22 protein-coding genes and 1 riboswitch are annotated in these 22,155 nt (G+C 67.1%); of the genes, 11 read left to right on the top strand and 11 right to left on the bottom strand.

Annotation, left to right across the window (positions count from 1 at the left end; genetic code table 11):
* Positions 1–5 precede the first annotated feature (5 nt).
* Entirely contained in the window at positions 6–350 is a 345-nt protein-coding gene (locus ACFVJ3_RS10850) for a hypothetical protein (protein ID WP_378452044.1), read from the top strand.
* Positions 347–652, top strand: coding sequence for a YbaB/EbfC family nucleoid-associated protein (locus ACFVJ3_RS10845; RefSeq protein WP_378452043.1), 306 nt, complete (start codon positions 347–349; stop codon positions 650–652). Before ACFVJ3_RS10850 ends, ACFVJ3_RS10845 begins: the two co-directional genes overlap by 4 nt.
* Before the next feature lie 3 nt (positions 653–655).
* Here the strand turns inward: ACFVJ3_RS10845 and ACFVJ3_RS10840 are convergent, their stop codons facing one another.
* Positions 656–1,957, bottom strand: a complete 1,302-nt coding sequence (locus tag ACFVJ3_RS10840; RefSeq protein WP_378452042.1) for a M23 family metallopeptidase — start codon at positions 1,955–1,957, stop codon at positions 656–658.
* A 179-nt stretch (positions 1,958–2,136) separates the two neighbouring features.
* On the opposite strand from ACFVJ3_RS10840, the gene ACFVJ3_RS10835 reads away from it, so the two are divergent.
* Positions 2,137–3,381 carry a primosomal protein gene (locus ACFVJ3_RS10835; RefSeq protein WP_378452041.1) on the top strand — a complete coding sequence of 415 codons (1,245 nt, stop codon included), beginning with the start codon at positions 2,137–2,139 and terminating at the stop codon, positions 3,379–3,381.
* 19 nt (positions 3,382–3,400) lie between these two features.
* On the opposite strand, the gene ACFVJ3_RS10830 is transcribed toward ACFVJ3_RS10835, so the two are convergent.
* From ACFVJ3_RS10830 to ACFVJ3_RS10820, 3 genes are read right to left on the bottom strand one after another with little or no spacing between them, the layout of a single operon-like run.
* On the bottom strand, positions 3,401–4,486 hold the full coding sequence (locus tag ACFVJ3_RS10830; RefSeq protein ID WP_378452040.1) for an adenosine deaminase: 1,086 nt from the start codon (positions 4,484–4,486) through the stop codon (positions 3,401–3,403).
* Between the two features lie 9 nt (positions 4,487–4,495).
* On the bottom strand, positions 4,496–5,791 hold the full coding sequence (locus ACFVJ3_RS10825; protein WP_378452039.1) for a thymidine phosphorylase: 1,296 nt from the start codon (positions 5,789–5,791) through the stop codon (positions 4,496–4,498).
* Entirely contained in the window at positions 5,784–6,188 is a 405-nt protein-coding gene (locus ACFVJ3_RS10820) for a cytidine deaminase (RefSeq protein ID WP_283333030.1), read from the bottom strand. The genes ACFVJ3_RS10825 and ACFVJ3_RS10820 overlap by 8 nt, the downstream gene beginning before the upstream one ends.
* A 255-nt stretch (positions 6,189–6,443) precedes the next feature.
* Here ACFVJ3_RS10820 and sdhC point away from each other — a divergent pair, with 255 nt between their 5' ends.
* The 6 genes from sdhC to ACFVJ3_RS10790 all read left to right on the top strand — a co-directional run bounded on the left by sdhC (position 6,444) and on the right by ACFVJ3_RS10790 (position 12,389).
* Complete coding sequence (gene sdhC / locus ACFVJ3_RS10815) at positions 6,444–6,848, top strand: succinate dehydrogenase, cytochrome b556 subunit (protein WP_005239889.1); 405 nt, start codon at positions 6,444–6,446, stop codon at positions 6,846–6,848.
* Between the two features lies 1 nt (position 6,849).
* Positions 6,850–7,293 carry a succinate dehydrogenase hydrophobic membrane anchor subunit gene (locus tag ACFVJ3_RS10810; RefSeq protein ID WP_378452038.1) on the top strand — a complete coding sequence of 148 codons (444 nt, stop codon included), beginning with the start codon at positions 6,850–6,852 and terminating at the stop codon, positions 7,291–7,293.
* Positions 7,294–7,308: 15 nt separating this feature from the next.
* Positions 7,309–9,060: a succinate dehydrogenase flavoprotein subunit gene (gene sdhA / locus ACFVJ3_RS10805; protein ID WP_378452037.1), complete on the top strand. Its 1,752-nt coding sequence runs from the start codon at positions 7,309–7,311 to the stop codon at positions 9,058–9,060.
* The gene (locus ACFVJ3_RS10800) at positions 9,060–9,839 is read left to right on the top strand and encodes a succinate dehydrogenase iron-sulfur subunit (RefSeq protein ID WP_378452036.1); all 780 of its coding nucleotides are present in this window, start codon (positions 9,060–9,062) and stop codon (positions 9,837–9,839) included. The genes sdhA and ACFVJ3_RS10800 overlap by 1 nt, the downstream gene beginning before the upstream one ends.
* 154 nt (positions 9,840–9,993) lie before the next feature.
* Positions 9,994–10,989: a malate dehydrogenase gene (locus ACFVJ3_RS10795; RefSeq protein ID WP_378452035.1), complete on the top strand. Its 996-nt coding sequence runs from the start codon at positions 9,994–9,996 to the stop codon at positions 10,987–10,989.
* 119 nt (positions 10,990–11,108) lie between these two features.
* Positions 11,109–12,389 (top strand): serine hydrolase, encoded by a 1,281-nt coding sequence (locus ACFVJ3_RS10790; RefSeq protein ID WP_378452034.1) that lies wholly within the window; start codon positions 11,109–11,111, stop codon positions 12,387–12,389.
* A gap of 18 nt (positions 12,390–12,407) precedes the next feature.
* Here the strand turns inward: ACFVJ3_RS10790 and yhjD are convergent, their stop codons facing one another.
* The 5 genes from yhjD to ACFVJ3_RS10765 form a co-directional block, all read right to left on the bottom strand.
* Positions 12,408–13,439, bottom strand: coding sequence for an inner membrane protein YhjD (gene yhjD / locus ACFVJ3_RS10785; protein ID WP_378452033.1), 1,032 nt, complete (start codon positions 13,437–13,439; stop codon positions 12,408–12,410).
* A gap of 11 nt (positions 13,440–13,450) precedes the next feature.
* Positions 13,451–14,485 (bottom strand): tryptophan--tRNA ligase, encoded by a 1,035-nt coding sequence (gene trpS, locus ACFVJ3_RS10780; RefSeq protein ID WP_378452032.1) that lies wholly within the window; start codon positions 14,483–14,485, stop codon positions 13,451–13,453.
* 52 nt (positions 14,486–14,537) lie between these two features.
* The gene (locus ACFVJ3_RS10775; protein ID WP_378452031.1) at positions 14,538–15,344 is read right to left on the bottom strand and encodes an exodeoxyribonuclease III; all 807 of its coding nucleotides are present in this window, start codon (positions 15,342–15,344) and stop codon (positions 14,538–14,540) included.
* Between the two features lie 35 nt (positions 15,345–15,379).
* Positions 15,380–16,603: an MFS transporter gene (locus ACFVJ3_RS10770; RefSeq protein WP_378452030.1), complete on the bottom strand. Its 1,224-nt coding sequence runs from the start codon at positions 16,601–16,603 to the stop codon at positions 15,380–15,382.
* A 200-nt stretch (positions 16,604–16,803) separates the two neighbouring features.
* Positions 16,804–18,027: an NADP-dependent isocitrate dehydrogenase gene (locus ACFVJ3_RS10765; protein WP_378452029.1), complete on the bottom strand. Its 1,224-nt coding sequence runs from the start codon at positions 18,025–18,027 to the stop codon at positions 16,804–16,806.
* 274 nt (positions 18,028–18,301) lie between these two features.
* A riboswitch (SAM riboswitch) is annotated at positions 18,302–18,422 on the top strand.
* A gap of 117 nt (positions 18,423–18,539) precedes the next feature.
* On the opposite strand from ACFVJ3_RS10765, the gene ACFVJ3_RS10760 reads away from it, so the two are divergent.
* Together ACFVJ3_RS10760 and ACFVJ3_RS10755 are read left to right on the top strand one after the other, a co-directional pair.
* Positions 18,540–19,823, top strand: coding sequence for a bifunctional o-acetylhomoserine/o-acetylserine sulfhydrylase (locus tag ACFVJ3_RS10760; RefSeq protein WP_378452028.1), 1,284 nt, complete (start codon positions 18,540–18,542; stop codon positions 19,821–19,823).
* Entirely contained in the window at positions 19,820–20,944 is a 1,125-nt protein-coding gene (locus tag ACFVJ3_RS10755; RefSeq protein ID WP_378452027.1) for a homoserine O-acetyltransferase, read from the top strand. Before ACFVJ3_RS10760 ends, ACFVJ3_RS10755 begins: the two co-directional genes overlap by 4 nt.
* Before the next feature lie 31 nt (positions 20,945–20,975).
* Here ACFVJ3_RS10755 and ACFVJ3_RS10750 read toward each other — a convergent pair whose 3' ends face one another.
* Together ACFVJ3_RS10750 and ACFVJ3_RS10745 are read right to left on the bottom strand one after the other, a co-directional pair.
* Positions 20,976–21,260 (bottom strand): DUF3017 domain-containing protein, encoded by a 285-nt coding sequence (locus ACFVJ3_RS10750; RefSeq protein ID WP_378452080.1) that lies wholly within the window; start codon positions 21,258–21,260, stop codon positions 20,976–20,978.
* Between the two features lies 1 nt (position 21,261).
* The gene (locus tag ACFVJ3_RS10745) at positions 21,262–22,122 is read right to left on the bottom strand and encodes a bifunctional methylenetetrahydrofolate dehydrogenase/methenyltetrahydrofolate cyclohydrolase (RefSeq protein ID WP_378452026.1); all 861 of its coding nucleotides are present in this window, start codon (positions 22,120–22,122) and stop codon (positions 21,262–21,264) included.
* Positions 22,123–22,155: the final 33 nt, after the last annotated feature.

Raw genomic sequence — 22,155 nt, 5'->3', positions numbered from 1 at the left:
GAATCATGTTTCCCCCCACCCCACCCCCGGCCGGCACCACGGCCGCAGTGAGCAACCGCTCCGGCACCGTCTCGGTCCGGACCACCGAGCAGGGCCTGCCGCTCGAACTCCGCATCGATCCGCGCGAACTCCGGTACGGCGGTCAGCGGCTCGCGGACGAGATCCTGACGCTCTGTCAGCGCTCGGCCATGGAGGCCGGGGCGCGGCGACGCGACGAACTCGCCCGTGACGGCATGCCCGCCGAGATCCTCGACAAGCTCGGTCTGCCGACCCGCGCCGACGTCGCCGCCGCGCAGGCGATCGAGGACGAGGAAGAACCCACCCCGACGAGCTGGATGAGACCCCTGTGAGCGAACACGACATGGATGCGATCGTCGGGCGGGCCACCGAACAGGTCAATCTGCTCGAGGAGGCCCTCGCCGGGCTTCAGGCGATCACGGCGCGCGCATCGAGCGAGTCCGATCAGGTCACGGCCGAAGTCGACGGGAACGGCACGCTGACCGGTCTCTGGATGGACGACTCCATCTCGACGCTCGACGCCCGCACTCTCGCGACGATGATCACGAGCACCACCCAGGAGGCCGCCCGGCTCGCCACCGAACAGCGCACCCGGGTCATGACGACGCTGCAGGACGGGTTCGGGAAGGTGTGACCCTCACTCCCCGGCGAAGTCGACGACCGTCTGGCTGAGCGGCATCTCGTCGGTGCGGGGTTCAGGAGCGGGCAGGTACGTGACGTCCTCGAGCGTCGCGTGCCCAGCCAGGTCGAACGCGTCGAACTCGAACGGCACGCTCTCGGCCAACGCGGGATTCGTGTTGTCCATCAAATGGAAGTGCAGGTGCGGCGCCGTCGACTGACCGCTGTTGCCGAGTTGACCCATCACCGCTCCCTTCTCGACGTGATCGCCCTCCTTCACCGAGATACTGCCCGGCACGAAGTGGCCGTAGAACGCGTACACACCGTTCCCGAGGTCCAGGACGATGTGGTTGCCGGTCGCCTCGGTGAGGTTGCGCTCGGGCTGCGGTTCCCCGATCACGTTCTCCACCTGGCCGTCGCGAACCGAAACGACCTCCGCGTCGGCCACCGCGAGCACATCGGCCCGGTACCCGACGTAGTTCTCCTTGGTGTTGTCGCCCCGGTACGCGAAACCCTCGCGGTCCACCCCCAGGAAGTCGATCGCATAGCGTTCGAAGTTCAGTAGGCGTCCGTCGACCGACCAGACGCCGCGGCGATGATGGGTGTTGTCGGCGCAGCAGCCTTCCATCGCCGCCCACCCGTCCCCACGGAGCGGCGGGCCGATCACCGGGACCGTCCCCTCGAAGACCGGGACGGTCACCGACGTGTCGAGGGTGGCAGGTACGGGACCGCCGGATTCGTCGACCATGCCGGCGAGGCCGGGAATCGGCTGATCCGGCGGCGGCGTCCCCAGCGCGCGGACCGAGACCGTCGCCTGCACCCCTTCCGGCACCGGGGTCGCCTCGTCCATGGCGACATCGACGAAGAAGACACCGAGCTGGGCCGGTTGCAGGCGATCGGTCGGGGTCGCGTTGTCACCCACGAGGTTCATGTTCGCGGTGACCGACTCGCCCTCGTAGTTCGCCAGGACGCCGTCCGCTCCGTCGGCCGAGTCGATCTGCACCCGCTGCACGACCAGTGGAACGGCCGCGGTGTTCGTCACGTGGACCTCGAACGTCAGATGGTTGCGACCGTCCGTCGCGGCGACGGGGGACGGGGCGAACGGAATGGACAGCGCGACGGGTGAGGGACCGTCGAGCTCAGCGGTCGACGACAGCCGTTCGGCACTGGACCATTCGGTCCCCCACTCCGGCGATTCCGACCCGGAGGCGCCCGACGAGCCGCACGCGACCGTCGCCGCGCACATCCCCAGCACCGCGATCGAGGAGACGAACGACCGTCGCCGTCGGGGTCTTCGAGTCACATCAGCGATCCGGAACATGCACTCTCCTCGGACGACTCGACGCACAGTGAAAGTCATGGTAAATCTCCGATACGCGCCGTTCGCCCCGTTTGGCCGACTACGTCACGCCTGCTGTGACACGGCGGCGACGGGCGCCGGAAACGGTCCGCAGACAGCCCGGGTACAACTTTGGCCGCGGGGTCGATAGGCTTCGCGCCATGGCTGGAGACATCGTCCCGATCGAACTCGGTCTCACCGACGGCGACCTCGTGACACTGTGGGCACCACGGTGGCGTGAGGGCGACGACGAGTGGGAAGCATTCCTTGGTCACGAGGAAGACCTCTACGGGTTCGAATCAGTGGCAGAACTCGCTGCCTTCATCCGCACGAACACCGACAACGATCTCGTCGAGCACCCCGCCTGGAGTGTGGTGTCCGGACTGTCCGCCGCCGAACTCGAGCCCGACGAGAACTTCTGCTTCGATCTGATCGGTGTCCCGGAGCTGGCGGCGAGCGACCCCGAGGCTCTCGTCGTGAGCGAACTCGAAGACACGCTCAACATGGTGCGCAACATCGGTGAGGTCTGCGAACTGGACGTGGTCACCAAGTTCTTCAACGCGAACCCCATTCTCGGCGCGCTCCCCGCAGGCGCCAGCGCATTCGAGGGCCGCGAGGGCGAGGAGCTGTGGGCCCAGATCGGCACCGCCATCGCGAAGGGCTGGGATGACGTCCTCGATGCCGTCGACAACATCGTCGCCACCCCCGAGGTGGACGCCGCGGCCGTAGCCGTCGCCGAGGCCGAACTGGTGGCCGCCGACGAGAACACCGTCGACGTGGACGATGTGGCCGACGAGGCGGAGGAAGACGAGGAGTTCGTCGCGCTCGACCTCGACACCGAGGACGAGGAGGAGGACGACTCGTTCTGGGGTGCGGTGGGTGTCGACCCCGTCAAGATCATCACGTCCGGGGAGACCTACTTCACGCTTCGCTGCTACCTCGACGACGACGCGATCTTCCTCGGACGCGACGGTGCGATCTTCGTCTTCACGTCCGAACGCGCGCTGGGCCGCTACCTCGCCGACAACCACGAGCACGCCCTCGCGCAGGTGAGCACGTACGAGGAGATCCAGGTGGCGGCCGTCGACGGATCGCTCGAGGTCGAGGTCACCGACGAAAACGTGTACGTCCTGCCCGGTCTCGCCGACGACCTGGCCGCAGGCCCGGAGTCCGTCGACGCGGACCAGCTCGACCTCGCCGTCGAATTGTTCACCGATGCAGCAGATTTCGCCGACGACGATTCGGTGGAAACCGGACTCGCGACGTCCGAGCCGCTGGGGTGGTACGTCTCGTTCGTCCTCAACCCGGATCCGACGCGGATGGCGCCCAGCGCACCGTTCGACGCCGAGGCCGAGGCGTGGCGGACACTCGAGCGGGAGTTCGAGGCCCGCCTGCGGCAGGTCTGAGCGCCTGCCCTCGGGGCGCTCAGCCCACCAGCACGGCGAAGCCCGGCTTGATCACCTCGTCGATCAGCTGCAGCCGCTGATCGAACGGGATGAAGGCCGATTTCATGGCGTTGATGGTGTAACGCTCGAGATCCGTCCAGCCGTAACCGAACGTCTCGACGAGGCGGAGCATCTCCTGGCTCATGCTGGTGTCGCTCATCAGCCGGTTGTCGGTGTTGACGGTCACGCGGAACCGCAGCCGGGCGAGCAGGTCGAACGGATGGTTCTCGAGTGCGTCCACGGCCCCGGTCTGGACGTTGGAACTGGGACACAGTTCCAGGGGAATCCTTTTGTCCCGCACATAGTTCGCGAGCTTGCCCAGCACCGGGACGCCGTCGTCGCCGATCGTGATGTCATCGGTGATCCGGACCCCGTGCCCGAGCCGGTCCGTCCCGCAGAACGCGATGGCCTCGTGAATGGACGGCAAACCGAACGCCTCACCCGCGTGAATGGTGAAGTGGGCATTGCTGCCCCGCATGTACTCGAAGGCGTCGAGGTGGCGACTGGGCGGATTCCCGGCCTCGGCGCCCGCGATGTCGAAACCGACGACGCCGCGGTCCCGGAACCGGATCGCCAGCTCCGCGATCTCCCGGGACCGCGCCGCGTGCCGCATCGCGGTGAGCAGAACGCCGATCCGGATGCTCTGACCGCGCACCTCCGCCGCCGACTCCCCGGCCTCGAATCCCAGCAGGACCTGTTCCACCACCTCGTCCAGGGTCAGCCCCTCTTCGAGGTGCTGCTCCGGTGCGAACCTGACCTCGGCGTAGACCACGCCGTCGTCGGCGAGGTCCTCGGCGCATTCACGGGCGACGCGTTCGAGCCCGGCGGGTGTCTGCATGACCGCCACGGTGTGGGCGAACGTCTCGAGGTATCTCTCGAGCGAACCGCTGTCGGCGGCCTCCCGGAACCACGTGGCCAGCGCGGGCGCGGTGTCGGCGGGCAGCGCGTCGTAGCCGCAGTCGCGGGCGAGTTCGAGAACCGTCTCGGGCCGGAGACCTCCGTCGAGATGGTCGTGCAGCAACACCTTCGGCGCTCGGCGCAGGGCCGACAGATCCAGTGCGGTCATGCGTCGACGTTAGCGCGAGGGATCCTCTATCCGCTCGATGACGAGCGGCGTGGTCACCGACGGCGCGTCGGCCACGACCGTCCAGGCTTCGGAAAGTGCGGCTTTCGCCGCCGCGAACCGTTCGGGCGTGTCGGTGTGCAGCGTGACGAGCGGGGTGCCCACCGACACCGTCTCCCCCGGCTTCGCGTGCAACTCGATACCCGCCCCCGCCTGCACCGGCTCGCCCTGTCGCGCCCGACCCGCGCCGAGCCGCCATGCGGCGAGCCCGACCGCCATGGCGTCCAGACCGCACACCACCCCGTCCGACTCTGAAAGCAGCACCTCGGTGTGCCGGGCCGTCGGCAGCGGCGCGTCGGGGTCGCCGCCCTGGGCGGCGATCATCTTCCGCCAGCGGTCCATGGCGGATCCGTCCCGCAGTTTGTCGGCCGGGTCGACACCGTCGATTCCGGCTGCCTTCAACATTTCTCGCGCGAGCTCGAGGGTCAGTTCGACGACGTCGGACGGGCCGCCCCCGGCGAGCACCTCCAGCGATTCCCGCACCTCCAGCGCGTTGCCCGCCGTGTGGCCGAGTGGCGCGTCCATCGCCGTGAGCAACGCCATCGTCCGCACTCCGGCGTCGCTCCCGAGGTCGACCATCGTCTGGGCGAGCTCCCGAGCGTCGTCGAGCTTCTTCATGAACGCGCCCGACCCGACCTTGACGTCGAGCACGAGCGCGCCGGTGCCCTCGGCGATCTTCTTGCTCATGATCGAGCTGGCGATCAGGGGAATCGACTCGACCGTCCCGGTGACGTCGCGGAGCGCATACAACCGCCGGTCCGCCGGCGCCAGGTCCGAGCCCGCGGCGCACACGACGGCTCCGACGGCGGGATCGGACAGGATCTCGGCCATCTCGGAGGTGTCGAGGTCGGCGCGCCAGCCCGGGATCGACTCGAGCTTGTCGAGGGTTCCGCCGGTGTGACCCAGCCCACGTCCCGACAGTTGCGGCACCGCGGCGCCGCACGCGGCGACCAGGGGGGCGAGCGGGAGCGTGATCTTGTCGCCCACACCGCCCGTCGAGTGCTTGTCCACGGTGGGACGGCCGAGGTGGGTGAAGTCGAGGCGGCGACCGGACGAGATCATTGCCGTGGTCCAGCGGCTCACCTCCTCGCGGGTCATCCCGCGGAAGTAGATCGCCATGGCCAGCGCCGACATCTGCTCGTCGGCCACGACCCCCCGGGTGAATGCCTCGACCACCCAGTCGATCTCTGCACCGGACAGTTCTCTGCCGTCGCGCTTGGCGGCGATGATCGACGAGGCGTCATGCATGACTGATTCTCCCCTTCTCCTCCGGACCGAAAGCGTCCGGCAGCAGCTGTTCCAATGGGCGCACGCCGGCCCGGTGGTCGACGAGCAGTCCGGGGCCGCCGTGCTCGAAGAGAATCTGCCGGCAGCGTCCGCACGGCATGAGTATGTCGCCACTCGCGTCACAGCAGGTGAAGGCGATTAATCGCCCTCCGCCGCCCGCAAATAAGTTACCGACCAGTACGCACTCGGCGCACAGCCCCAAACCGTATGAGACATTTTCCACATTGCATCCGACGACGATTCGCCCATCATCCACCAGCGCCGCCGCTCCCACCGCGAAGCCGGAGTAGGGCGCGTAGGCCCGACCCATCACCTCATGCGCGTTGGCGCGCAACAGTTTCCAATCGATCTCGACCATAGTTTCCCATCCAATCATGTGGGCTGAATGGATGCAGAGATTCGCCCGGGACGGCCCAATTCGCTTTGGAAAGGCAAACCTAACTTCATTTGCAGGGGGCGTACGAACCCCGACTCGAATTAGTTCCCCCGTTTCCGTTGGGTTTAGAGTTCAGAGAAGTCGGTTCAGGATCACGTCGGGTCCCCAGTTGTGGTATGTCCGCAACGCTGCGCAGACTCGACACGTCCACCAATGACGTTGGAGGCACAGCACTCGATGAGTACTACGACTGAAGCCGCTCCGGCCAAGGAGCGCACACGGTCGCTTTACCGGGGCGACCCCGGAATGTGGTCCTGGGTTTTGCACCGGATCACAGGCGTAATGACGTTCTTCTTCCTATTCGTGCACGTGCTGGATACCGCGCTGGTGCGCGTGAATCCCGACACGTACGACAGTGTCATCGAGACCTACAAGAACCCGATCGTCGGGCTCATGGAGCTCGCTCTCGTCGCCGCGGTGCTGTACCACGCACTGAACGGCGTCCGGGTGATGCTGGTGGACTTCTGGTCCAAGGGACCGCAGTACCAGCGCCTCATGCTCTGGGTAATCCTCGCGATCTGGTTCCTGGTGATGATCCCGGGCGCCGGCCGCATCTTCTACAACATGTTTGCGGGGCACTGACATGACGACAGAAGCCAAGAGTCTCGGCAAGACCTACGACCGTCCCGCCAGCCTGGACAACCCGCGCTCTCCGCGCCGGACCTCGAAGAACAACTTCGAGCTGTACGCCTGGCTGTTCATGCGGTTCTCCGGACTCGCACTGATCTTCCTCGTGCTCGGCCACCTCTTCATCATGCTGATGCTCGACAACGGTGTGCACCGCATCAACTTCGCGTTCGTCGCAGGCCGCTGGTCCAGCCCGTTCTGGCAGTTCTGGGACCTCACCATGCTGTGGCTTGCGCAGTTGCACGGCGGAAACGGACTCCGCACGGTCATCGCGGACTACTCCCGCAAGGACTCCACGCGCTTCTGGCTGACCACGATCCTCGTTCTCTCGATGATCCTGATCATGGGCCTCGGCACGTACGTCATCTTCACCTTCGACCCCAATATCTCGGCGAGCTAGGGGAGCACAGACTTCATGCAGGAACACCGTTATGACGTGGTCATCGTCGGTGCCGGCGGCGCCGGCATGCGCGCAGCGATCGAGGCCGGTCCCCGCGCCCGCACCGCGGTACTGACCAAGCTCTACCCCACCCGCAGCCACACCGGCGCGGCCCAGGGCGGCATGTGTGCCGCGCTGGCGAACGTGGAGGAAGACAACTGGGAATGGCACACCTTCGACACGGTCAAGGGCGGTGACTACCTCGCCGACCAGGACGCCGTCGAGATCATGGCCAAGGAGGCCATCGACGCGGTGCTCGACCTCGAGAAGATGGGTCTGCCGTTCAACCGCACGCCCGAGGGCAAGATCGACCAGCGTCGTTTCGGTGGTCACACCCGCGATCACGGTAAGGCCCCCGTGCGCCGCGCATGTTATGCCGCGGACCGCACCGGCCATATGATCCTGCAGACGCTTTACCAGAACTGCGTCAAGCACGACGTCGAGTTCTTCAACGAGTTCTACGCCCTCGACATCGCGATCACCGAGACGGAGAACGGCCCGGTCGCCACCGGTGTCATCGCCTACGAGCTGGCCACCGGCGAGATCCACGTCTTCCACGCGAAGTCCATCGTGTTCGCCACCGGCGGCTCGGGGCGCATGTACAAGACGACGTCCAACGCGCACACCCTCACCGGTGACGGCATGGGCATCATCTTCCGCAAGGGCCTTCCGCTGGAGGACATGGAGTTCCACCAGTTCCATCCCACAGGCCTGGCCGGGCTCGGCATCCTCATCTCCGAGGCCGTGCGCGGTGAGGGCGGCATCCTCCGTAACGCCGACGGCGAACGGTTCATGGAGCGCTACGCCCCCACCATCAAGGACCTCGCACCCCGTGACATCGTCGCGCGGTCGATGGTCCTCGAGGTCCTCGAGGGACGCGGCGCGGGACCGAACAAGGACTACGTCTACATCGACGTGACCCACATCCCCGAGGAAGTCCTCGACGAGAAGCTCCCCGACATCATGGAGTTCTCCCGCACCTACCTCGGTGTGGACCCGGTCAAGGAACCCGTGCCGGTGTACCCCACCTGCCACTACGTCATGGGCGGCATCCCCACCAGGATCAACGGTGAGGTCCTGCGCAACAACGACGAGATCGTCCAGGGCCTGTACGCCGCCGGCGAGTGCGCCTGCGTCTCCGTACACGGCGCGAACCGTCTGGGCACCAACTCGCTGCTCGACATCAACGTCTTCGGACGCCGCGCCGGCATCGCCGCCGCCGAGCACGCCAACAAGAGCGACTTCGTCGCCCTGCCCGAGACGCCCGAGAAGATGGTCGACGACTGGATGGCCACCATCCTGTCGGACCACGGTCACGAGCGTGTCGCGGACATCCGCAGCGAGCTGCAGCAGTCCATGGACAACAACGCCTCGGTGTTCCGTACCGAAGAGCGCCTCACCCAGGCCCTCGAGGACGTGCGCGCACTCAAGGAGCGCTACAACCACATCACGGTGCAGGACAAGGGCAAGCGCTACAACAGCGACCTGCTCGAGGCCGTCGAGCTTGGCTTCCTCCTCGAAATGGCGGAGGTCACCGTCGTCGGCGCGCTGAACCGCAAGGAATCGCGCGGCGGCCACGCCCGCGAAGACTACCCGGACCGCAACGACGCCGAGTACATGAAGCACACGATGGCATACAAGGAGGGCGACGGCCTGCTCTCCGACATCCGTCTCGACTACAAGCCGGTAGTCCAGACCCGCTACGAGCCGATGGAGCGTAAGTACTGATGAGCGCACCTGCAGTCGACAAGAGCGAGAACAAGTCGGATCTCCCTCCCGTGCCCGAGGGCGCCGTCATGGTCACCCTCAAGATCGCGCGGATGAACCCGGAGTCCGGCGAGGGCCAGCACTGGGACAGCTTCCAGGTTCCGGCTCTGCCGACGGACCGCATGCTGAACCTGCTCCTGTACGTGAAGGGCTACCTCGACGGCACCCTGACGTTCCGCCGCAGCTGCGCCCACGGCGTGTGCGGTTCGGACGCGATGCGGATCAACGGCGTCAACCGTCTTGCCTGCAAGCTCCTCATGAAGGACATGCTGCCCAAGGACGGCAAGCCGGTCACGATCACCATCGAGCCCATCAAGGGCCTGCCGGTGGAGAAGGACCTCGTCGTCGACATGGAGCCCTTCTTCGACGCGTTCCGCGCCGTGAAGCCGTTCCTCATCACCACCGGCAACGAGCCCACCCGTGAGCGCATCCAGTCGCAGCACGACCGGGCACGTTTCGACGACACCACCAAGTGCATCCTGTGTGCCTGCTGCACCACGTCGTGCCCGGTGTACTGGAGCGACGGCAGCTACTTCGGTCCCGCTGCCATCGTCAACGCTCACCGGTTCATCTTCGACAGCCGTGACGAGGGTGCGTCGGAGCGTCTCGACATCCTCAACGACAAGGACGGTGTCTGGCGTTGCCGGACCACGTTCAACTGCACCGACGCGTGCCCCCGTGGCATCCAGGTGACGAAGGCGATCCAGGAAGTCAAGCGCGCGCTGCTCTTCGCACGCTGACCCAGGTCTGCCGAGCACGTCCCGGGGCGCCCCCGACCACACCGGTCGGGGGCGCCCTGCGTCGTGTCCAACCTCACTGCTCGAGCGGTCCCACGGTGAAATCTCCGCGCTAGTGTCGAGAACAGATGCTCCCGACGGACAGCGAGGTTCACCCATGGCGCAGTCGCCCAGTCCCGCAGTGGTCACGGTCACCGGAGCGGCAGGCAGCATCGGCTACGCGGCGCTGTTCCGGATCGCCGCAGGCGAGATGCTCGGACCCGACACCCCGATTCGGCTGCGGCTCTTGGAGATTCCGTCCGCCGTGTCCGCGGCCGAAGGTACCGCGATGGAGCTCGACGACAGCGCCTTCCCGCTGCTCCGCGACGTCGAGGTCCACGACGACCCGAAGCGCGGCTTCGACGGCACCGACGTGGCGCTCCTCATCGGATCACGTCCCCGGTCCAAGGGCATGGAACGCGGCGACCTCCTGGCTGCGAACGGGCAGATCTTCACCGTGCAGGGTCGCGCGATCAACCAGGTTGCCGCGGACGGAGTCCGGGTGCTGGTCGTGGGCAACCCGGCCAACACCAACGCGCTGGTCGCCGCGAACAACGCCCCCGACATCCCGGCGGAGCGGTTCACGGCGCTGACGCGGCTCGACCACAATCGCGCGATCGCCCAGCTGGCACGGCACTCCGGTGCCGCGGTGAAGGACATCAACCGCGTCGCGATCTGGGGCAACCACTCGAGCACCCAGTACCCCGACATCTTCCATGCGAGGGTCGGTGACCGGTCCGGTGCCGAGTTCGCCGCCGACCGCGAATGGCTCACCGGCGACTTCATTCCCACGGTCGCGAACCGGGGCAGTGCGATCATCGAGGCTCGCGGCGCATCCTCCGCGGCCTCCGCCGCCAACGCCGCGATCGACCACGTGCACGACTGGGTGCTCGGCACCCCCGCGGACGACTGGACGTCCGTGGCGCTGTCCTCCACCGGCGTATACGGCGTACCGGAGGGACTGGTGAGCTCGTTCCCGGTCCGCTCGGTCGACGGCTCGTGGCAGATCGTGGACGGGCTGGAGATCGACGACTTCTCGCGGAAGCGGATCGACGCGTCGGTCGCGGAACTCGAATCCGAACGCGACGCCGTCCGGGGCATGGGTTTCATCTGATCCACGGGTCCCTCTTCCAAAACGGTCGCGACGACGTCACGAAAGCGTGTCGACACGCGTCCGTTTTCGGAAGTCGACCGGTCGTCGCATACGCTGCCTCTTCGATGATGTGGCGTCGAGTGTGTACCGCGGTCGTGTCCGGAACCCTGCTGGCCGGACTCTCGGTGAGTGCTGCCGGGGCGATTCCGCCTGCAGTGCCCTCCTCCCCCACCTCCGCACCGTTCACCACCCCGAACACCGACAACTGCCCCAACAGGGCGGCCCCGGCGCCTGCGATCGACCTGTCCGAGGTACCCCAGCCGGGTGATCCGACACCGAGCGCCGTGGCGGTGCCCGACGAGCCGGTGGGTGGGCCGAAGCTGGCCGAGTGCGGGGTGAGCCTTCCCGACGACGCGCCCGCGCTGCCCGCCGACATCGCGGCGTCCGGCTGGGTGGTCGCGGACATCGACACCGGCGACGTGCTCGCGGCGAAGGACCCGCACGGCCGCTACCGGCCGGCGAGCACCATCAAGATGCTGCTGGCTCTCGTGGCGCTCGACGAACTGGATCTCGACAAGACCGTGACCGCCACCGCCGAGGACGCCGCGGTGGAGGGCAGCGCGGTCGGGATCGGCAAGAACGGTCAATACACGAACCGGCAGCTGATGCAGGGCCTGGTGATGGCGTCGGGGAACGACGCCGCCCACCTCCTCGCCCGGCAACTCGGCGGCGATGCCGCCACGGTCGACAAGATGAACCACCTCGCCGACACCCTCGGCGCGCACGACACGAGGACCGCGACCCCGTCGGGGCTCGACGGCCCCGGCATGAGCAGCTCACCGTTCGACCTCGCGCTCATCTTCCACACCGCGATGAAGAACCCGACGTTCGCGGAGCTGATCTCCACCGAGACGGTGCAGTTCCCGGGTTTCCCGAAGGATCCGGCGATCCCGGACGACCAGGACCGGCCCCCGTTCGCACTGGCCAACGACAATCAGCTGCTCTACAACTACGCAGGCGCGCTGGGCGGTAAGACCGGATTCACCGACGACGCCCGCCACACGTACGTCGGCGGCGCCGATCACGACGGTCGCCGGCTGATGGTGACGTTGATGGGCGCCGAGGCCCAGCCGATCCGACCGTGGGAGCAGGCGGCACGACTGCTGGACTACGGTTTCGCCCTCGACCGCGACGCCCAGGTGGGGTCACTCGAGGTCCTGTATCCGGCCGACGAGGGTTCCGACGCGGTGCTTGCCGCACCGCCGCAACAGGATTCGGCGGCCGCGACGAGTTCCGTCGTCGCGTCGGGTTCCGACCACCCCGACAACACACTGGCTCTGCGGGCGGGTGTGGGGATCGTCGGGGCGGCCGTCGTCCTCGTGCTGGTGCTCTGCGCGCGCCGGCTGTCCCGCAGGCGCTGACGGGCAGCGGCGCCCGGCTCAGCGCTTGTTGCGGGTGAACAGTCCGGACAACCCGAGCGCGGCGACGGCGCCCACCCCGACCAGGGCGAGCCCCCCACGCACACCCGGACCCTCGTGCACCTCGATCCGCGGGGTGATGACGGCCGGATCCGGCGGCGGCACAAAGGCGAGCGCGAGGCTGGCGCGGGTGGTCGCGGCCCACGCCGTCGAGAAGAGCAGCATCCGGCACGTCAGGTAGATGAACACGAGCAGACCGATGATCGGACCGAACGCCACACCGGCGGGACCCGCGGTGACGGCCGAGAGGTAGATGGCACCGACCTGCTTGAAGATCTCGAACACCACGGCCGCGAGCAGCGCCGCCTTGAGCGCACTGCGGAACGTCACGGGTTCTCGGGGCAGCCGCGCGATCACCCAGGTGAACACCGCCCACGTCGCGAGAAGCGATACCAGGGTCGACAGTGCGCGCAACCCGGAGTCGATCCCCGGAACGTCGTCGAGGTTCAACCACTCGACCACCGTTCGGGCCACGGGACCGCTGCTCAGCGCGGAGGCGCCGAGGGAGACCACCATCGCCAGACCCAGACTGAGCAGAGCGGCCGCGTCGCCCAGTTTGGTACGCACGAATCCCTTCGACTCGCGCTGGCTCTCCCACATCGCCGTCAGCGCGTCGCGCAGGTTCGCCATCCACCCGAGCCCCGCGTAAGCGGCACCGAGCAGACCGAGAACACCGACGCTGGCACGGGAGGCAATCGCCGAATCGATGACGGTGTTGAGAGTGTCACCCAGACTTCCGGGAACGTTCTTGGTGATGCCGTCCTGCAGTTCCTGCAGCAACTCCGGCTGACCGGCGAGGACGAAACCCGCGATGGCGAATGCGACCATCAGGATCGGAATCAGTGCGAGCACACTGAAATACGTGATTCCCGCCGCGTAATAGTCGCCCTTCTGCTGCTGGTACCGCTGCGCGGCCCGCATCAGATGGTCGAACCAGGGGCGCGCTGCCCGCTGCCTGTCGAGAAAACTCGGTTCGTCAGCCACAGTGCTCATCCCTTCGCTGCTCATCCCTTCGGTGTCAGAAACCCAACCTTCTCGTACACGGCCGCCAGAGTTTGCGACGACACCTCACGGGCGCGGTGGGCACCGGCGGCGATGACCCGATCGAGTTCGGCCTCGTCGGAGAGGTACCCCTCGACCTTCGCTTTCAACGGTGTCACGAATTCGGCGAGGACCTCGGCCGTATCGGTTTTCAGGTCGCCGTACCCCTTGCCCTCGTATCCGGCCACCAACGTCTCGACCGGAGTGCCGGAGAGCGCGGACTGGATGGTGAGCAGGTTGCTCACACCGGGCTTGGCCTGCGGGTCGTAGCGGATCTCCCGCTCGTTGTCGGTGACCGCGGACTTGATCTTCTTCGCCGACACCTTGGGGTCGTCGAGGAGGTTGATCATCCCGGCAGGGCTCGGGCCGGACTTGCTCATCTTCGACGTCGGGTCCTGCAGGTCGTAGATCTTGGCGGTGCCCTTGATGATCTGGGCCTCGGGAATCACGAACGCCTTCCCGAACCGGGTGTTGAACCGCTGGGCGAGATCGCGGGCCAGTTCGAGGTGCTGACGCTGGTCCTCGCCGACGGGGACCCGCTGCGGGCGGTAGAGCAGGATGTCGGCAGCCATCAGCACCGGATACGTGAACAGGCCGACGCTCGCGTTCTCACTGCCCTGTTTGGCCGACTTGTCCTTGAATTGCGTCATCCGGCTGGCTTCACCGAAACCGGTGATGCAGTTGAGGACCCACGCCAGCTGCGCGTGCTCGGGCACCTGGCTCTGCACGAACAGCGTGGCGCGGTCGGGGTCGATTCCGAGCGCCAGCAGCTGCGCCGCCGCGATCTTCGTGCGACGGCGCAGCTCCTTCGGGTCCTGCGCCACCGTGATCGCGTGGAGGTCGGGGATGAAGTAGAACGCGTCGAAGTCGTCCTGCAGCGCCACCCATTGCTGTAGAGCACCCAGGAAGTTGCCGAGGTGGAACGAGTCGGCGGTGGGCTGGATGCCGGAGAGCACCCGCGGTTTCGCGGTGGGTTTCTGAGCTGCAGGGGTCGACATGAGTACTGATCTTTTCACGTGCGCCGTGCCGACACGAATCAGATACCGACCGTCACCGGTACTGGACGGTGACCGGCGCGTGATCGGACCACCGCTGGTCGTAGGTTTCGGCGCGCTCGACGACGGCCTGCTTGGCCCGCTCCGCCAGTTCCCGGGTGGCGATCTGGTAGTCGATGCGCCAGCCGGAGTCGTTGTCGAACGCCTTCCCACGGTACGACCACCACGAGTACGGTCCGGCGACGTCGGGATTGAGCTGACGGACCACGTCGGTCCAGTGCGCGTCCTCGGCGAACAGGGCTCCGAGCCACTCCCGCTCGTTCGGGAGAAAACCGGAGTTCTTCTTGTTGGTCTTCCAGTTCTTCAGGTCGTGCTCGGTGTGAGCGATGTTCCAGTCGCCGCAGACCACGACGTGCCGGCCCGCAGTGACGGCAGCCGCTGCGGTGTCGGTGAGGTACCGGGCGAAAGAGTCCATGAACCGCTCCTTCTCCTCCTGCCGGGGTGTCTGGGCCTCCCCGGACGGCAGGTACAGGCTCGCCACGGTCAGGTCGTCGAAGTCGGCCTCGAGGTAGCGGCCCGCGGTCGCGAACTCGTCGTCACCGTGGCCGACACGGAAGGCGTCGGCCGGCTTCCGGGACACGATCGCGACGCCGTTGCGCCCCTTCGACGACGGCTCCGCGGACACCAGGTTCCATCCGCCCTCCAGGGCGGGCGCGAGGGTCTCCGCCAACTGCTCGTCGGACGCCCGCGTCTCCTGCAGACACACGACGTCGGCCTCCGTGCGCTCGATCCACTCGGTGAGCCCCTTGCGGGCGGCGGCGCGAACGCCGTTGACATTGACGGTGGTGATGATGTGTGGCACGGCAAGCACCGTAGCGGACGCCTACGACAGCGCGGCTACCGAGACGAACGGGCGCTGCGGCGTTCCATCGCGACGGCCACGGTGAGGACCACGAGACCCGCCACCGCGAGCAGCGCACCGACCGCGGCGGGCGCCGTGTAGCCGTAGCCGGCCGCGATCACGACACCACCGATCCACGCCCCGAACGCGTTCGCGATGTTGAGGGCCGCATGGTTGAGCGAGGCGGCGAGGGTCTGGGCGTCGGCGGCGACGTCCATCAGCCGGGTCTGCAGTCCGGGAACCATCGACGCACCCGCCGCACCGACGAAGAACACCAGCAGCAGCGCCGTGTACGGGTTGTGGGAGGCGATCACGAAGATGCCGAGCAACACCCCGAGCGCCGTCATCGATACGAACAGACCGGGAATCAGCGCCCGGTCGGCGAGGCGGCCGCCGATCAGATTGCCCGCGACCATGCCCAGCCCGTAGATCATCAGGGCGAGCGGCACCAGCGACCGCGACAGCCCGGCGACATCGGTGAGTGTGGTGCTGATGTAGGTGTAGACGGCGAACATGCCACCGAACCCGACCATGCCGATGATCAGCGTCATCCACACCTGTGCTCGGCGCAGGGCACCGAGTTCGGTGAGGGGATTCGACATCCGCATGGCGGCGAGCGTGGGCACCCACGACCAGATCGCGCCCAGTGTCACCACACCGATCACGGCCACGAGCGCGAAGGCGCTGCGCCAGCCGAGCGTCTGGCCCAGCCACGAGGCGACGGGCACGCCGACGACGTTGGCCACCGACAGTCCCATCATGACGAGAGCGACCGCCCTGGCCCGCTGGCCGCGGTCCGCGAGGTGCGCCGCCACGAGGGCCGCGACACCGAAGTAGGCGCCGTGCGGGAGGCCCGCGACGAACCGCGCGGCCATCAGCACGCCGTAGTTCGGTGCGAACACGGTGGCGGCGTTGCCGATCGTGAACGCCGCCATCAACGCGATCAGCAGCGTCTTACGGGGCACCCGCGCGGTCAGCGCGGCGATGAGTGGCGCGCCCACGACCACACCCAGCGCGTACGCCGAGATGACGTGCCCGGCCGTCGGCTCGGTGATCCCGAGGCTCGACGCCATCTCGGGCAGCAGCCCCATCGCCACGAACTCGGTGGTCCCGATCCCGAAGCCACCGAGCGCGAGCGCGATCATGGCGAGCTTGCGGACGGACGGATGTTGCGCGATGACACCGAGGTGCTCGGGGTGGACGGGGGTGGAGGTGCTCACAGCAGAACTTTCGACTAGGCAGAGAAACGGCTACGCGGCGCACGGCGCCTCGTTGCGCAACGACCCACATCGAAATTCTCTTCCCCGGGTTCCACTTTTCGCGCATCGAGCGTCCGTGAGATGACTCACCGGGCCCCGGAGACGCCGAACGGGACGCCCCCATCAGGGGACGTCCCGTTCGTATCGCTGTGGCTCGGTGCCTACTGCTCGGCGATCGCCTTCTGGAGGTTGATGTCCAGCGCACCGAGGAACTCCTCGGTGGTCAGGTAGCCCTGGTCGCCACCGACCAGCATCGCGAGATCCTTGGTCATCTGGCCACCCTCGACGGTCTTGATGACCACGTCTTCGAGCTTCTGGGCGAAGCCGATGACGTCGGGGGTGTTGTCCAGCTTGCCGCGGTGCTCGAGTCCACGGGTCCACGCGAAGATCGACGCGATGGGGTTGGTGGACGTCGGCTTGCCCTGCTGGTGCTGACGGAAGTGACGCGTCACGGTGCCGTGTGCGGCCTCGGCCTCACACGTCCTTCCGTCCGGGGTCAGCAGCACGGAGGTCATGAGACCGAGCGATCCGAAGCCCTGCGCGACGGTGTCGGACTGGACATCGCCGTCGTAGTTCTTGCAGGCCCAGACGTAGCCGCCCTCCCACTTGAGCGCCGACGCGACCATGTCGTCGATGAGGCGGTGCTCGTAGGTGAGACCTGCCGCGTCGAACTCCGACTTGAACTCGGTCTCGTAGACGTGCTGGAAGATGTCCTTGAACGCGCCGTCGTACGCCTTGAGGATGGTGTTCTTGGTCGACAGGTACACCGGGTAGTTCTGCTGCAGGCCGTAGTTGAGCGAGGCGCGCGCGAAGTCCTCGATGGACTTGGTGAAGTTGTACTGACCCTGGACGACGCCGCCGCCCTCGGGGAAGTTCACCAGCTCGTGCTCGATCGGCTCGCTGCCGTCCTCGGGCGTGTAGGTGATCATCACCTTGCCGGGGCCGGGGACCTTGAAGTCGGTGGCGCGGTACTGGTCACCGAAGGCGTGACGGCCGATGATGATCGGCTTGGTCCAGCCCGGAACCAGTCGCGGAACGTTGGAGATGATGATCGGCGCGCGGAAGATCGTCCCACCGAGGATGTTGCGGATGGTGCCGTTGGGCGACCGCCACATCTTCTTGAGGCCGAACTCCTCGACGCGTGCCTCGTCCGGGGTGATGGTCGCGCACTTGACGCCGACGCCGTGCTTCTTGATGGCGTTGGCCGCGTCGATGGTCACCTGGTCGTCGGTCTCGTCCCGGTACTCGATGCCGAGGTCGTAGTACTCGAGATTCACATCCAGGTAAGGATGGATCAGTTTGTCTTTGATGAACTGCCAGATGATGCGTGTCATCTCGTCGCCGTCGAGTTCGACGACGGTGCCCTCAACCTTGATTTTGGACATGGGTGCTTCGCGTCCTCCTAGGAAGTTTCCCTGGTTACACGGTTGCGGGCGCACTTTGTGAGTGGGTCCGCGAACGGTTCGCTTATCAAACGTAGACGGTCAAGGCGGCCGCTGGGAGACCGCACCTAAACAAGACAAGCGTACTGCTATGCGCCACGCTCGCAACACGTGGGGCACGCACCCCCACCCCTACCCGCGGGTAACTTTTCCCTGCTAGTGGCCCTGATCGGTGCCGTTTCCGGTCGTTCCACCCCAGCCGCTAAGATTCACTGCAGGTCATGAGTGCCAGCAACGAGCCCCGGCTAGCTGGCCGGCAACCCTCCACCGCGGTGGGGTGCCCCGGGTGATGACCTGGTTCCCTGATTCATACAACAGTCGGGTGACAAGCGCGGGTCCGACATCGGAGGTTCATGATGTGTTGTTGTTGTCGTAGATAGACCCCAGACAAGCCCTGCGCGCGAACGCACCAGCACTCCGTCCGCGCCTCGTCAGACCACTGGAGTAGACAGCACATGACCGAGAACTGGTCGTTCGAGACCAAGCAGATCCACGCCGGGCAGACGTCCGACGCGACCACCAAGGCGCGGGCGCTGCCGATCTACCAGACCACCTCGTACACGTTCGACAGCACCGATCACGCTGCCGCGCTGTTCGGTCTGGCCGAGCCGGGCAACATTTACACCCGCATCATGAACCCCACACAGGACGCGGTCGAGCAGCGCATCGCCGCCCTCGAAGGCGGTGTCGCCGCCCTGCTGCTGTCCTCCGGACAGGCCGCCGAGACGATCGCGATCCTGAACCTCGCCCAGGCAGGCGACCACATCGTCTCCAGCCCGCGGCTGTACGGCGGCACCTACAACCTCTTCCACTACACGCTGCCCAAGCTCGGCATCGAGGTCTCGTTCGTCGAAGACCCCGACGACCTCGAGCAGTGGAAGGACGCGGTCCGGGACAACACGAAGGCGTTCTACGGCGAGACCATCTCCAATCCCCGCAACGACGTCCTCGACCTGCCCGGCATCTCCGGGATCGCGCATCAGCACGGACTCCCGCTGATCGTCGACAACACGGTGGCCACCCCCTACCTGATCCGCCCCCTCGAGCACGGCGCGGACATCGTGGTGCACTCGGCCACCAAGTACCTCGGCGGCCACGGCACGGCGATCGCCGGTGTCATCGTCGACGGCGGCACATTCGACTGGACCCAGGGCCGCCACCCGGGCTTCACCACCCCCGACCCGAGCTACCACGGCGTCGTCTTCTCCGAACTCGGACCGCCCGCGTTCGCCCTCAAGGCGCGCGTACAGCTGCTGCGCGACCTCGGGTCGGCGATCTCCCCGTTCAACGCGTTCCTCATCTCGCAGGGCATCGAGACCCTCAGCCTGCGGATGGAACGCCACGTGTCGAACGCGACCGCCGTCGCCGAGTACCTCGAGGCGCGGCCGGAGATCGTGTCCGTCGGATACGCCGGGCTCGCGTCCTCGCCCTGGCACGACCGTGCGAAGCAGATCGCACCGAGGGGGGCGGGCGCCATCGTGACGTTCGAACTCGCCGGCGGCATCGAAGCGGGCAAGAAGTTCGTCAACGCGCTCACCCTGCACAGTCACGTCGCGAACATCGGCGACGTCCGCTCGCTGGTGATCCACCCCGCATCCACCACACACGCCCAGCTGACCCCCGAGGAGCAGGCCGCCAGCGGCGTCACCCCCGGACTGGTCCGCCTGGCTGTCGGCATCGAAGGGATCGACGACATCATCGCCGATATCGAGACCGGACTTACGGCGGCGGCATCTTGACCGTGAGCGCTGTACAGAACCTGCCCGTGGCGGACGGACGTCTCGGCACCATCGACATCGGATCACTCGAGCTCGAGAGCGGAGAAGTGATCCCGTCGGTGTCCCTTGCCGTGCAGCGATGGGGAGAGCTGTCCCCGAACCGGGACAACGTGGTGCTCGTCGAGCACGCCCTCACCGGCGACTCCCACGTCACCGGACCGGTCTCCGACGAACATCCCTCCCCCGGCTGGTGGACGGGAATGGTCGGTCCAGGTGCGCCGATCGACACCGACGAGTGGTGCGTCGTCGCGACCAACGTCCTCGGTGGCTGCCGCGGCACCACCGGTCCCGGTTCGATCGCCGAGGACGGGCGCCCGTGGGGCAGCCGTTTCCCGGAGATCTCCATCCGCGACCAGATCGCGGCCGAGAAGAAGTTCACCGACCTGCTGGGCATCGACAAGCTGGCGTCCGTCGTCGGCGGTTCGATGGGCGGAATGCGCGCGCTCGAGTGGGCGGTCACCTACCCGGACCAGGTGGCGTCGGCGCTCGTTCTCGCGGTCGGCGCCCGCGCGACCGCCGACCAGATCGGCACGCAGACCACCCAGATCGCGGCCATCACCAGCGACCCCGACTGGCAGGGCGGCGACTATCACGGCACCGGCCGGATTCCCCGGGCCGGACTGCGCATCGCCCGCCGGATCGCGCACCTGACATACCGCAGCGAGAGTGAACTCGACTCCCGGTTCGCGAACTCGCCGCAGGACGGCGAGGACCCGTCGCGCGGAGGCCGGTACTCCGTCGAGAGCTACCTCCAGCACCAGGCCGACAAGCTGGTCGGCAGATTCGACCCGAGCACGTACGTGCTGCTGTCCGAGGCCATGAATCGGCACGACGTGGGCCGCGGTCGCGGTGACATCGCCGCGGCGCTGGGGGCGATCACCGCACCCGTCATCGTGGGCGGCGTCGACTCCGACCGTCTGTACCCGATCCGCCTGCAGGAGGATCTGGCCGACGACATCCCCACCTGCGACGGTCTGCGGGTGCTCAACTCACGGGACGGCCACGACGGGTTCCTCACCGAGGCCGCCGCCGTCGCGAAACTGCTCTCCGAGACGATGCAGTTGGCACGCGCCGGGCGCTGACACCGGCGACGGACGACGCCCGCTCGGACCGCTAGTCGGTTCCGAGCGGGTCGATCGACACGGCCAGCCACACGATCGCGCCCCCGACGGCCACGAGCGCGCCCACGTCGAAAGGCTTGCTGCGCACCGCGAGCAGTCCGACGCGCTCCGACGGCATCATCAACCGGAAGACCGCCGCCAGCAGCGTGGCGACGCCGAACACGAACGCCCCTCGTCGCCACCGATCCGCGAGCACGAACACGACGGCCACCATGATGACGACGAGGACTGCGAGCATCGGCAGGTTCTTCTTCGCGAACTGCCCCCAGTCGGCCATCTCAGCCGAGAGACGCTGCGACACGCTCGGCCCGCTCCACGACGTTGGTCAGCAGGAAGGCACGGGTGAGCGGCCCGACGCCACCGGGGTTCGGGGACAGGAAGCCGGCGACATCGGCGACGTCCGCCGCCACGTCTCCGCGCAGTCCGTCCGCGGTGCGGCTCACGCCCACGTCGAGCACCGCGGCGCCGGGCTTGACCATGTCGGCCGTGACCAGCCCGGGAACACCCGCCGCGGCGATGACGATGTCGGCGCGCCGGACCTCCGCTCCGAGGTCCCGTGTACGAGTGTGGCAGAGGGTGACGGTGGCGTTCTCGCTTCGCCGGGTGAACAGCAGACCGATCGGGCGGCCCACGGTGACACCGCGACCGATGACGACGACGTGCGCCCCCTCGATCGGGACCTCGTACCGGCGCAGCAGGTGCAGGATTCCGCGCGGCGTGCACGGCAGCGGCGCTTCCTTGCCCAGCACCAACCGGCCCAGGTTGACGGGGTGCAGGCCGTCGGCGTCCTTGTCGGGGTCGATGCGCTCGAGGGCGGCGTTCTCGTCGAGCTGCTTCGGCAGCGGAAGCTGCACGATGTAGCCGGTGCACTCAGGGTTGGCGTTGAGCTCGTCGATGGTGGCGTCGAGCTTCTCCTGCGTGATGTCGCCGGGCAGGTCGCGGCGGATCGAGGTGATCCCGACCTTCGCGCAGTCGTTGTGCTTCCCGCGCACGTAGGCGGCCGACCCCGGGTCGTCCCCCACCAGAACGGTGCCGAGACCGGGCGTGATGCCCTTGTCCTTCAGGGCGCTCACCCGCACCTTCAGGTCTTCGAAAATCTCGTCGCGGGTCGCCTTGCCATCGAGGATCGTTGCAGTCACGTGCCCCATTCTCTCAGGTTCGCCATACACGCG

The organism is Rhodococcus sp. NPDC127593, assembly GCF_042671975.1.
Taxonomy (GTDB): Bacteria; Actinomycetota; Actinomycetes; order Mycobacteriales; family Mycobacteriaceae; genus Rhodococcus_F.
The sequence above is the reverse complement of the archived record's forward strand: the minus strand, read 5'-3'. Positions and strand labels throughout refer to the sequence as shown.